The following is an 11972-nucleotide window of genomic DNA, read 5'->3' as shown; positions in this document are numbered from 1 at the left end:
CCAGAGCGGCCGGTGAGTCGTCACGCGCCCACGACGTCAGGTTGCATAGCTAATTGTAGAAGAATTGAATGAAACGCCCTCATGAATAAATGCGGCTAGCCACTGTCGTCCCATCGGGTCCTCCTCGTGCCAGGCTTTGCAGCCTGGCACGATCGCTTGAGGGCGGGTGCGGATTATTCCGCTGCGATCTGCTCGAATTCGGCCGGCATTCCGCGCGGCGGTGCCGCCGGCTCGGACAGATCCTCCTCCGGATTGGCAGCGTCGTCGCCGTCGGCCGGATCAGCATCATCGGGAGATGCATCGTCAGCACCATGCTCTGTCTCCGCGCCGTTCGGATCATCGTCGCCGGAACTCGGATCGCCGTTGTGCCGGGCGTGGCTTTCGGCGAGCTTCGCGGCTTCGTCTGACGTCAGCGCAAACGCCGCGCCGGGGTAGATGAACCGCTCTGTCTTGAACCGATCTACCACCGCGGCGCGGGTCGCCTTGCCGGTCTGGCGGGGCAGCACGCCGCTCGCGCTGCCGATCCGCTCGATCTCGGGCTTGGACAGGCAGGAGAGGAACTCCTGCGTGGCCATGTTGGGCAGGAACCGTTCAGCCTCGATCTCGTTGCCAGCGATGCGTGCGACCGGCCCGGACTGCATCCCAAAACCGTCGCGCAGGCAGAGCGCATGCTTGAGCATCGCCCGCGCTCCAGTCCGGATCGTCTCTGGATCGAAGGTCAGGACACCGCCGGAGACCAGCGGATAGGCGATGGCGCTACGCCGGCGGTAGATTTGGCCGGGTTCGATTTTCTCGCCGGTGCGGACCTGCACATTGTCGCCGGCGAAGGCGAGCACGAGCAGGGCGATCAGGGTGTGATCGTCGATTTCGACTTTATCCAGGGCCTCATGCAGGGCATCGGTCTGGAAGTCGCCGATCATCTTGAGCCCTTCCTTGGTGACCGGCGGGCGAGAGCTCGCTTGCACGAATTCAGCCTCGGTCTCGATCTCGCCGGTATCACCGGTATCTCTGGCTTCGTCGGTTACACCCCCTGCCCCGGCGCCGGCTGCGGTCGCGGCCTTGCCCTTGGCCTTCGATTTCCCGACCGGCTTGGGTTCGGGCAGGCGGTACATCACGGTCTCGATCTTGCCGGTACGCTCATTGATGAAGCGTCCGGCGGTCTCACCCTTCCCCGGCTTCTCGCCATAGACCTTCACCGCCTTGGCGGGCAGCTTCGGTTCACCATGCTCGTTCACCGGCAGGATCACGTGACCTTTCGGCAGCTTCTTGCTCAGATACTCGTGCTGGGCGTTGAGATACGCCTCGGCCTGGGTGGTGTAGCGATTGTCCACCCCGTCCTGGCCGAACAGATCCTCTTCCCAGATGATGCCGTTCGCCGTGGCAATCTTCGCATCGAACGAGGCATCCCGGGCAAAGAACCGGGTTTTGGTCAGCGCCCGCGCCAGGTCCCACCACATGACCCGCTCGGTCTTCTTCGGCTTGTGCTTCTTCCAGGCTTCCGCCTGATCCTCGCGTGAGGCGCTGGCGATGGTGCGCAGATCTCGCTCGTTCGGTTCATCCCCCTTGGCCATCTGATCGAGAATGGCGGGATGGATCGAACCGCATAGTTTGAGCCGCTTGATTACGCGGGGCGGCAGAGCGAGTGCGGTGGCGATGCCGTCCTCGGTCCAGCCATCCCCGCAGAGCGCTTCGATGGCACGCCACATATCGACCGTGCCGAGGCCGGCGCGGACGATGTTCTCGCTGAAGGCGCGCATGCTGTCGTGATTGGCGTCATCGCCGTCGAGCACCAGCACCGGGATGGTGTCGAGCCCGGCTGCGATGCAGGCGCGGGTGCGACGATCACCGGCCTTGATCACCAGTCTGCCGTCGATCTCGCGCACGATCGGTGGCTGGATCAAGCCGATCTCGCGGATGTTGGCCGAGAGCTGGGCCTCGTAGGCCTCGTCCGGTTTGACGCGGCGGGGGTTGGCGGGGTTGGGCACGAGTATCTTGGGATCAACCTGTCTCAGGTCCATCGGTAGCTCCATTGTGGTTGGGTTGGGTTTTGTGTGGTTTGGTTTCCCTTCCAGTTTCTTCTGGAAGTAACTTCCGCGGCGCATGGGGACGGGACCGGCACCATTGCCGGCGAGCCGCCCTGCCCTGCGGCGCGCCGGTACGGCGCCGACGCGGGGCCGGGTGGCGCAGGCGGCGATGGAGCGTAGCGGTGCCGGGAACGGCACCATGCGATCGGGAACGGATTACCGGCTACAGACCGGCGAACAGGTCCGGCTGGGCGACCGGGGTCTTGAGCGAGCTGTGGCCGGTCGGTGGAACACGGGGTTGTGCACAGACCTGATCGGCCTGCGTGATCTCCCCCGAAAAACACTCGCACGCGGTAGCTTTTGCGTCCGCCGGATTGGAGATGTTGCGGTCAGTCAGTCTTGGGGAGAATTTCCGGTCCAATCGCTCGTACTCGGCGCGTTCGCGCGCCTCGCTCTCCTGCGCCAGCAATCGCCGGTGCCAGTCGATCACGCCCGATTGTTTCAACCGGGCGCGGATGACCTGCTCGACGTCGCTGTAGGTCCAGGCGGGGTCACCGTAGCAGGGGTGGCGGATCGTCTGGTCGAGGAAGTCGATCTTCGCGGTGCGGCTTATGAAGAATTCGCTCCAGAAACCATGCCGGTCATAGCAGGCGATATGGCCGAAAGTGTTCGAAAGGCGTTGGTAGAATTTCTGTGTGAACAGGGTCTCCGGGAAATCCTCCGTGATGAACCGGAGCAGATGATTGCCGAATTTCGCTTTGGTCGGAGCGTCATCCCATTTCGTGGGGGTGAATTGCTCTGGGGTCAGCAGGGGCAGACGGATCGCGCGGGCGAACGCGGTGGGGAGCATGGTGATCTCCTTTCGGGTCTCGGTGTCTTTGTCGGTGGAAAAGGATGGGAGGGTTGGGAGGAGGGGCGTTCCCCCTCCTTTATTCGTCCTGATCGGCACCAGACGAAGCCGTACCGACATCATCGGTCGGATCGTCCTCGAGAGAGGAACGTCGTGCGAACATGGCGGGGAATTCCGGGGGTTGGTCCCCTGCCCCGCTCGCGTTCGGACCAGCGCCGGTGTTGGCCTCGCTCTCCGTGGCGGCCAACGCCTTGTCGATCGCGGCCAGTTCCGCCCGTTTGGCATCGAGTTCTGCTTGCAGCTCGAAGGGCACCCCGAGCCGCGACTGGTATTCGCTGATCCGGTGCTCGGCGTTGATCAGATCCTCCTGCGCTCGGTCACGCTGGATTTCGAGGCGGTTGATCACGGATTCGATGCGGGCGATCACCCCGAGGGCGTTCATCTCATCCGGCATTTCGATCGTGAGGCGCTGGTCTGTCAGGTGCAGGATCACCTTCGCGTCGTCGATCCCGCCCTGCCTGGAGCGCATCACCCGCAGGCTGAATTCGAAGCCGCCGATCTCGCCAGCGATCGCCTCCTTCTGCTCCCACGCGCTTTCCATGATCGTGCGGATCAGCGCCGATCCGGCATGCTTGCGCTCGGTGAACCGGGTCTCGCCAATGGTCATCGCAAACGCATCGCCGGTGGTGTCAATCCGCCGCGCGATATCCTGATCGAAACCCGCGATCCGTTTGGTGGCGGTCTCGATCGACCAGCGTGCCTCGTTCAGCGTTCGGCGGATCGAGATCTGCCCGTCGATATGCGCGTCACTCAGGCGACGGAGCCGGGCCAGCTCGGCTTCCAGCCCGGCCTTCTGCATCAGCCGCTGATCACCCGAGGCGATCGCCTTGGCCATGGCGAACTGGTTGGACTGACTGCCGGCGTCCTCCAGCCGGCGGATCGTGCGATCACCGGACAGCGAGGCTTCGATGAACCGCTGCTTGCGCTCGTTGTTTTGCCACATTGTCGCATCCATGCTGGTCTGCGTCGCATAGGCGTAGATCGCGATCTCCTCGTTCTGGTTGCCCTGCCGCTCGATGCGTCCCTCGCGCTGCTCGATGTCCGAGGGTAGCCACGGCACGTCGAGATGGTGCAACGCCACCAGTCGCTTCTGGCCGTTCACGCCGGTGCCCATGGTCTGCGATGATCCGATCAGGATCCGCACCCGCCCGGCGTTGAAGTCGGAGACCACCCGCTGCTTGTCCGCCGCCTTGCGGTAATCCTGCATGAAGGCGATCTGTCCAGCGGGCACGCCGCGTTCGATCAGTTGATCCCTGATCCAGCGATAAGCCGAGAAGCCACGGGTCTTCTCGACGTTCATCGTGCCGAGATCGGAGAAGATCATCTGACCCGCGCCGTGATTGGGGTACTCTTCGCCGTCAGGCTGGAGGTATCGCCGCTCCGCCGTGTCGCGCCAGGTCTCGAATACCTTGTCGATCAGGGCGTTCAGCTTGCTGTCGGGATCCGGCATGCCACCCTGGGTCACCAGCCGCAGATCGATCGCGGCGTGGCGGCCATCGGTGATCACCGAGAGCAGGATGTCATCACCCTTTTGCGGCTTACCCTTGCGGGCCTCGATCTCCTTGATCCGGTGATCGAGGAAGCGCTGGTACATCCGGAAATGTGTGCTGGGTTCGACCGTGACCAACTGGCGCTTGCCGGTGGCGATGCGAGGGAGTTTCAGATACTCGCGCAGATCGGCCTTCTGGACGACATCGGCGAAGCTGCGGAAGATGTCGATCAGTTCCGGCACGTTGACGAATTCCGAGAACCTGGTGACCGGCTTGTATTGGCCCGACGGCTGGAGTTCGAGATCGGTGCGCGCATCCCCGAAGTTCGCCGCCCAGCCGTCGAAATGCTGCAAGCCCATCCGGGTCAGGATATCTTCGGCAAAGAAGCGCTGCAGCGTGTAGAGTTCACCCATTGTGTTGGTGATCGGCGTGCCGCTCGCCATCAGCAGGGCGCGACCGGGGTTCTTCTGGTCGACGAACCGGGCTTTGACGAACAGATCCCACGCCCGCTGCGAGCCGTTCGGATCGACGCCCTTCAGGGTCGCCATGTTGGTCGGGAAGCTGAGTTTGCGGAATTCCTGCGCTTCATCGACGATGATCTGGTCGATGCCGATCTCACCGATCGTCAGCAGATCGTCCTTGTCGCTACCCAGAGCGTCGAGCCGTGCCTCGAACCCCTCCTTGATCCGCTCGATCCGCTTGCGGCTGATCCGGTCGTCGCTGTCCACGGTGGTCAGGATCTCTTCCATCGCACTAATCTGGTCCTCGAGCATCGACCGCTCGAAGCTGGCCGGGACGGCGATGAACTTGAACGCGGAATGAGTGATGATGATGCAGTCCCATTCCCCCGTCGCGGCGCGGGCGAGGAAGCGCTGGCGCTTCGCCTTCGCGAAGTTCGTCTCGTCGGCGACCAGAATGCGGGCGGTCGGGTAAAGTTGCAGGAACTCACGGCTGGCCTGGGCGAGGCAGTGACCGGGGACCACCATCATCGCCTTGGTGATCATACCGAGGCGTTTCTGCTCCATCACCGCTGCGGCCATCGAGAAGGTTTTGCCGGCGCCGACCGCGTGGGCGATGTAGGTCGCGCCATCGGCGATGATCCGCCAGATCACCCGTTTCTGGTGGGGGTAGAAGCTGATCACGCTCGACGCGCCCGGCAGGGTCAGATGCGAGCCGTCGAAGTGACGGGGCACCAGATTGTTCATGAGGTCGTTGTAGATCCGGCAGAGCGTCTCGGCCCGTTCGGCGTCGGTCCAGACCCAGGACTGGAATGCGGTCTTGATCTTGCTCAGCTTTTCCTTGGCGGCCTCGGTCTCGACCACGTTGAGTTCGCGCCGCTCGCGGCCGTCCTCCATCCAGGTGTCCCAGATCTGCGGGATCTGGGAGTTCAGCGCATCGTCGAGCAGATGTCCGGCATGGCGGCGTGCGGTGCCCCATTCCGTGGTGCAGGCGCCGACGCCGACGAAGGCGGATACGTTCAGGGTCCAGCTGCCGACCTCGCGGACGTGGTTGATCCGGGTGGTGACACCGATGATCTCCGTGCAGAAGCGCTCGATCACATTGGTCGGGATCCAGGTGGCACCGAGGCGAGCGGTGATCTCGGAGGGTTTCAGATCGACCGGCTGGGCTGCTTCGAGGGCGGTGACGTTGCTCTCGAAGCGCGGGTCTTCGACGGCGGCCGCGCGGGCGATCGCGAGCTTGGTCCGCACCGGGCCGGAGAGATAGGCATCGGAGGTTTCCCAGCGTTGGGTCTCCGGGTTGAGGAAGATCGCGTTGGGCAGAAGGGAGATGACGGTCTCGGCGGTGGTGCCGAGCAATTCGGCGATATAGTCAGGATCGACGCTGCCCCGATCGTGCAGGCAGACCGTCAGCGCGTCGGCCGCGGTCTCGATCATCGGCTCTGCTGGCGGGTGGATCACCCTTCGGTCGAAGATCGCACCGTGACGGCCCTTGTCGCTGTCGAGGTCGTACTCCTCGATCGAGGCAACCAGCCAGACATCGGGGTCATCCGCGAAGGGGGCGAGATTGGGTCGGCGGACGATATCGCGGGTCTTGCCGGTCTCCTCATCGGTGATCGTGACCACCTGCGTCCTGTTGATCGCGCCATAGGTCCGCACGAAGCGGCCGTAGACCAGGCGGAGCTTCTGTTGAGCCTGCTGCCAGGGCAGATCGGCTTCCTGGGCGCGCAGCACCTCCCGGACCGCATCGCGGATCGGGATCAACCCGTCGATGATCTGGGCCGAGAGCAGCGGGATGCCGTCGCGTTTGGAATTCTTCTGCTTGACCGGGATCTCGGTCGGGATGCCGTCGACCACCTGATGCAGCCGGTTGCGGATCACGAGGTAACTGCCCTCGCGGATCGTCGCGCCGTCGGCGGCATGGCCGGTGTAGACCGGCTCGCCGAGTTCATCGGGCTTGCGGAAACGGGCGGGGTCGGGGGTGTGGACCCCTGACGGCAGGATGGCGAGCGCCGCATGGATCGCCGCTTCGAGGCCGGGGCCGGTGTCGCCCTTGCAGCTGTAGACCAGGCCGTAGGGGCTGGTGGTACGGTCATGGGTGCCGAGGACCTGGGCGGGGTGGTCGAGGAAATAGCGGTTGATCGCGACCGCCGGGGTCTCGTCCGTGGCGGGCAGGGCTTCGGCGGTGCCGATCCAGTTTACCGGACCGGGGATCTCTTCATCGGCGCGGGCGCGGAAGACCAGCAGGTCGACCACCACATCGGTGCCGGCATCGGCGCGCATTGCCCCGGCTGGCAGGCGCACCGCGCCGAGCAGGTCGGCTTTGTCGGCAATGATCTTGCGCGCGGTATCGTCGATCTTGTCCATGGTCCAGCGGCTGACCACGAAGGCGGCGAGGCCGCCGGGGCGGAGATGGTAGATCGACCGCGCGATGAAATAATCATGCAGCGACATCGCCGTGGGAGGGGTGATCTCCGTCAGGCGCTGGGTGCGGTCGGAGAACGGCGGGTTGCCGATCGCGAGGTCGAAATCTCCGATGAGTTTCGCCTTGGTGAAATCCTCCCGTCTGATCTGGCTTTCGGGGAACAACAGGCGGGTGATGCGGGCGGTCACTGGATCGGCCTCGATACCGGTGAAATGGCTGTTCACGGCGATGGCTTCGGGCGCGAGGGCGATGAACAGGCCGGTGCCGCACCCGGGTTCGAGGACGCGCCCGCCGGCGTAGCCGAGCCGTGCCACCGCGCTCCAGAGCGCCCGGATGATGAATTCCGGGGTGTAGTGGGCGTATTGGGTGGCGCGCATCAATCCCGCGCGTTCGTGTGGGCTGACCAGGGTTTCCAGATCGCGGCCGATCTCGGCCCAGCCGGCGCGGAAACCCTCGTCCCCATGCGCTTGCGCCGCCGTCTCCTCACCCGCATCCGCACCTGCGGTGGAAGGCAAGGTCGAGCCTGCGGCACGGAACACACCTTGGGCCAACTCGGTGCTGCTGAAGGCGCAAAACTTGATCAGCTGCGCCTGTTCGTCCGGTGTCGCCGGACGGTTCTGGGTTTCGATCAGCTGCAACAGGCGGATCGCGGCGAGATTGTCCTGCGCGCGGGCTTTCCACCCGGCCGCGAGGTTGCGCGCACCGTCGAGCCGGAAGTTCGTCCCGCGACGTGTGGCATCGGACCGGGACGAACGACTCCCCTGCCCTGCTGGCGTGTCGGCTTCGTCGGTGTCGTCCACCGGGTTCTCCTTCATCGGGATACGGATCAGGCCGACCGGGTTGAGATCAGCTGGGGTGAGTGCGGTGGTGCCGAACAGGTCGAGACCGAGTTGGCCGCCCTGGTCGAATGGATTGATCGGCATGGCAGGATATCCTCTGGAACGAACGAAGAACGCCGTTCCGGGTTGGAACGGCGTTCTGCGGTGGGCTTGATGGGAAAGGTCAGGTTCGGGCGATCGGGCCGACGTCCGGGCTGGACCGGGTCGGATCGCTGCGGTTTTTCAGGCGGGCGGGTGGATCGCGCTCGCGGGTTCGATCGCTGCGAGCAGATCCGGGTGTTCCTGCGCGAACCGGCCGCGCTGGTACGGCCGGCCACGTTCGGTTTCGACGATCAGGCGTTTGAACCGCTCGATGTCGTTGATCCGGATATAGCCGTGACGGACGCACCACGCCCCGTTCTCGTATTCGTCGGAGAGATCGGGGTGCAGCGGCGGAAGCGGCTTGCCGGTGACTTGATCGAGCGCGCCGCGCAGCCACCAGGCATGGAGCCGATACTTGTCGGTGATCCGTCCGTGCTGCTTGATCAGTCGTTCACGTCGGGAGCGATAGCGTGTCATCGCCAGCCTCCTGCGGTACGGGGATGTTGTGGATCTCGGCGCCGGCGCGGCGATAGTGGGCCGCAACGGTCTCCAGTCTTTCGTAGGACAAGGCTTTGCAGATGATGAAACGCGGTTCCTCGCCGACCGCGATCATCGGCCCGTTGAAAGCCAGATGAAGCACCTGATCTGGATCGGCCTGACGAACATCGATGACGGCACCTCCCGCTGCGAGCACCCGGGCCTTCATCGCATCGAGGTCATAGCCCGAGATGCTGCGCCCCCAACTGACGTAGAGCGTCCATTGCGAGGGGTTGATCCAGAGGTGGCCGCCTGTGGTCGCACATGACTGCGCGATGAGGTCATCGAGGAACGCCTGGTTGCCGCTGCGCGGCTGGGAAGGATTGCTCATCGGTGCCTCCTCAGATCATGCCGAGGGCGAGCAGCCAGGATGGCGCGCCGTCGGACGAATGGCCGTCGGGTTCGACCTCCTCGCCATCTGTGGCTTCGACCACGCTGTCGGTGGACCAGCGCTCGATCTCGGTCATCGTGGGAAGGTCGGTGATCGACCGGGCCCAGGCCGGGAGATTGGTGATCGCCAGTGCTGCCCGCTCGAACCGCTCGGCCTTGATCGCATCGGTATCGGCAGGCGCACGAGTGCGTACCCAATCCGAGCACACATCACGGACATAAACGGCACCATCCTCGCGGTAGGAGATGAGGCGGTGGAGCTTGATACTGAAGAACCGGTAGCGTTCGGGTTCCGCGCCGCTCGGCTGGGATGGCGCATGGCCATGTGATGTTTCGTGACAGGCTGACATGGGAGGGATCTCCTTCGATGGGGTGTGATCCGATCGAAATCCTTCGTTGTTCTCTGGATTTCTCGAATCTACCCATCGCGCGACCGCATCCCGCCGACGGCAGGCAAGGGCGCGGGGCGGGCGCTTTCGCCCGACCCGCGGGAAACGCAGCCACGCGCAACCGGCGCTTGCGCCGGTGAGCATGGCGAGGCCCTACCCCTTGCCGGCCGAGGCGGGTGCGGTAGCCGATTCTCTTTTCGGTGTTGTTCCCTGCCCTCTTTCATTTTTCTGGTTTTGCGCTACGCCGATCACCACTTCATCAAGAGGAATAGAGCATGCCCAGGGGTATCAAAGGATCATCCAAGCCAGCGACCAAAAGCCAGGCGGCTGTAAAAGCAAAGGCTTCGCCTGCCAAAGTGAAAATGGCGGCCGCGAAGGCTCCCATGAAAGTCGCTTCGAAAGCGGCACAGAAAACGATGGCCAAGCCGATCATCGTCGCGGCAAAACCAAAGTTGTCAGTCCAGGAGTTGCGTGACCGGGTCGAGCAGCTGGAGGCAGCAAACAACGCCTTGGCAATGAAAAACAAGGCTGTTCGCAAGGATCTGAAACAGGCCCACAGCGAGATCAAGACTCTTCAGGCCGAATTGGAAAAGTCGAGAGCGACGCCATCGGTCAGCGAAACAGTCCCGGCTCCGGAAGAAGTCCCATCGGCATCCCCCGTCACCGCCGTCGAGCCGGAGACCGCGACCGAAGCAGCAATAGAGACCACGACGGATGCCGTGACCAAGGCAAAGCCGCGGAAAAAGCCGATCATCAAGCAGGGTAAAGTCAAGATCTGAGCCGTCGTCGTCTTATCGGGTTTCCTCGGTTTCGGATCGTCCTTCGGCAAGCCATTCCTTGACCGCGAGGTCGGTATCGATCAGGGCGAACGGCCCCCCATCGTCCGCAGTATCGACCGTGGCCCGGAAAGCCACGGTCCATTGCGGCAGATCCTCCGCCGGGGTCGTCACCGCACCGATGGCAAGGCAATGATAGGCACCGATCGCTTCGGCGATCGTGTCGAGAAACATTCGGTAGCGTGGTTCCTCATGCTGCGGGGCGTCTGTCACAATGCCGGTGATGATGGCTGCGAGTTCAACGTCGGTTGCGATTTTTGCCATGTCGGGATTTCCTCTCAGGAACCGATTTCGATGGTGTTCTGCTCCGTGATCCGGATCCGCGGTGCCTGGTCAGGCCGGGGTCGCTTCACCGGACGGGTTCGGAACTCCCGGACCGACCAGGTAATCGCGGTCCGGTTCTCGACCAGGCTCGCACCCAATCGCGAGAGGTACTCTTGCGCTCCCGCCAGATTGGCGCAGGCCAACATGCACCGGATTGTGTAACCGGAGCGGGGTTTCGGAATCTCTGCCCACACGCCTATCAGCGGCAGACCTTTGGCGGGGCGACGTGTTCGGACCTGCGGTTTGAGATTCTCGATGTCAGAGACGCCGAGGTCGTCGTCATCGGTGCAGGTCATGGCCGGAGTTCCTTTCGATCAGAGGGTTGATGTGGATCCTGAAGCCGGTGGTGGTCAGGTTCCGGCGGGCCGATCGGGCTTCGCGGCAATCAGGTCGCCATACCGGTCGCGGACGGCGGGGCCGGTCAGATAGTCAGCATCGATGCCGAGCAGAGTGCTGACCCTGCGGCGGATGCTTGCCAGCAGCTCGGCATCTTCATGGGACGGCACGGAGGTCGGCCAGCCTTTGACGTACAGCAGATGACGGGGCAGCCGTGCCTCCAATTGCATCCGCTCGTGGGCAGCGAGCCGCGCCCGCGTCACCGCACGTCGCATATCGGCGTCGAGCAGATGCGGCGCGGTATCGGCCAGCCAGCGGCTTCCCTGAAAAGCAAAGGTCGATCGGGCTTCGAGATCGACCATGGCGCGATAGATTTCGTGGTTCTCCGGGCAGGAGGCGGCGGCCCGGATATCACCGATCGAACTCATGATACAGAACACGCACGACACGCGGGTCGAACCGTAGACCGCATAGGCTTCATGGGTCAGGCCGGCCGCCGCGATAGTCCGCCAGACCTGCCCGATCGGCCATTCGATGATCGGGTTCCAGACGAAAGCCTCGCGGGTTCGGGTCGTGAGGTTGGTATCGATCGCGCTAACCGCATTTATTCATGAGGGCGTTTCATTCAATTCTTCTACAATTAGCTATGCAACCTGACGTCGTGGGCGCGTGACGACTCACCGGCCGCTCTGGGCTGGTTTTGATGAGCTTGGCGATGTGTCGGCGCTGGAGTTGGATGAGATCGGGACCGGTCGGGGCAACCGCCCCTGGGCTCAGACCAGTAACCTGGGCAGTCTGGCCAGAGCGTAGCGGAGAATGACCTGATCCGGCATCGATCGCGGCAGATGCAGGCGAATTGATTTCTTCAATGTCTCGACCTGGACGGCGAGTTTGATCAGGCGTAGCCGCAAGGTATCGAACTGGATACCACGC

The 11972-nt window shown here is 63.6% G+C and carries 11 protein-coding genes; 1 reads left to right on the top strand and 10 read right to left on the bottom strand.

Annotated features, from left to right (window positions below):
- Nucleotides 1–173: 173 nt before the first annotated feature.
- The 6 genes from BW994_RS18005 to BW994_RS17980 form a co-directional block, all read right to left on the bottom strand.
- Nucleotides 174–2018, bottom strand: a complete 1845-nt coding sequence (locus BW994_RS18005) for a ParB N-terminal domain-containing protein (protein WP_029313327.1) — start codon at nucleotides 2016–2018, stop codon at nucleotides 174–176.
- A gap of 229 nt (nucleotides 2019–2247) precedes the next feature.
- Complete coding sequence (locus BW994_RS18000) at nucleotides 2248–2874, bottom strand: hypothetical protein (RefSeq protein ID WP_051657573.1); 627 nt, start codon at nucleotides 2872–2874, stop codon at nucleotides 2248–2250.
- 79 nt (nucleotides 2875–2953) lie between these two features.
- Nucleotides 2954–8230: a DEAD/DEAH box helicase family protein gene (locus BW994_RS17995; protein ID WP_076454825.1), complete on the bottom strand. Its 5277-nt coding sequence runs from the start codon at nucleotides 8228–8230 to the stop codon at nucleotides 2954–2956.
- 138 nt (nucleotides 8231–8368) lie between these two features.
- The gene (locus tag BW994_RS17990; protein ID WP_029313330.1) at nucleotides 8369–8704 is read right to left on the bottom strand and encodes a hypothetical protein; all 336 of its coding nucleotides are present in this window, start codon (nucleotides 8702–8704) and stop codon (nucleotides 8369–8371) included.
- Entirely contained in the window at nucleotides 8679–9095 is a 417-nt protein-coding gene (locus BW994_RS17985; protein ID WP_029313331.1) for a hypothetical protein, read from the bottom strand. The genes BW994_RS17990 and BW994_RS17985 overlap by 26 nt, the downstream gene beginning before the upstream one ends.
- 10 nt (nucleotides 9096–9105) lie before the next feature.
- The gene (locus BW994_RS17980; RefSeq protein WP_029313332.1) at nucleotides 9106–9504 is read right to left on the bottom strand and encodes a hypothetical protein; all 399 of its coding nucleotides are present in this window, start codon (nucleotides 9502–9504) and stop codon (nucleotides 9106–9108) included.
- A gap of 314 nt (nucleotides 9505–9818) precedes the next feature.
- Here BW994_RS17980 and BW994_RS17975 point away from each other — a divergent pair, with 314 nt between their 5' ends.
- Nucleotides 9819–10322 carry a hypothetical protein gene (locus BW994_RS17975; RefSeq protein WP_139334216.1) on the top strand — a complete coding sequence of 168 codons (504 nt, stop codon included), beginning with the start codon at nucleotides 9819–9821 and terminating at the stop codon, nucleotides 10320–10322.
- 12 nt (nucleotides 10323–10334) lie between these two features.
- Here the strand turns inward: BW994_RS17975 and BW994_RS17970 are convergent, their stop codons facing one another.
- The 4 genes from BW994_RS17970 to BW994_RS19455 all read right to left on the bottom strand — a co-directional run.
- A complete protein-coding gene (locus BW994_RS17970; protein ID WP_029313334.1) occupies nucleotides 10335–10643 on the bottom strand; it encodes a hypothetical protein in 309 nt (102 codons plus the stop codon).
- Between the two features lie 14 nt (nucleotides 10644–10657).
- Nucleotides 10658–10999 (bottom strand): hypothetical protein, encoded by a 342-nt coding sequence (locus tag BW994_RS17965; RefSeq protein WP_029313335.1) that lies wholly within the window; start codon nucleotides 10997–10999, stop codon nucleotides 10658–10660.
- 54 nt (nucleotides 11000–11053) lie between these two features.
- A complete protein-coding gene (locus tag BW994_RS17960; RefSeq protein ID WP_076454821.1) occupies nucleotides 11054–11467 on the bottom strand; it encodes a hypothetical protein in 414 nt (137 codons plus the stop codon).
- Between the two features lie 345 nt (nucleotides 11468–11812).
- Nucleotides 11813–11972 (bottom strand): transposase (locus tag BW994_RS19455; protein ID WP_076454819.1); only part of this gene is annotated, 160 nt, incomplete at its 5' end.

Source organism: Acidiphilium rubrum (assembly GCF_900156265.1).
In the GTDB taxonomy this organism is placed as follows: domain Bacteria; phylum Pseudomonadota; class Alphaproteobacteria; order Acetobacterales; family Acetobacteraceae; genus Acidiphilium; species Acidiphilium rubrum.
This window is presented reverse-complemented; position numbering and strand designations above follow the sequence as displayed.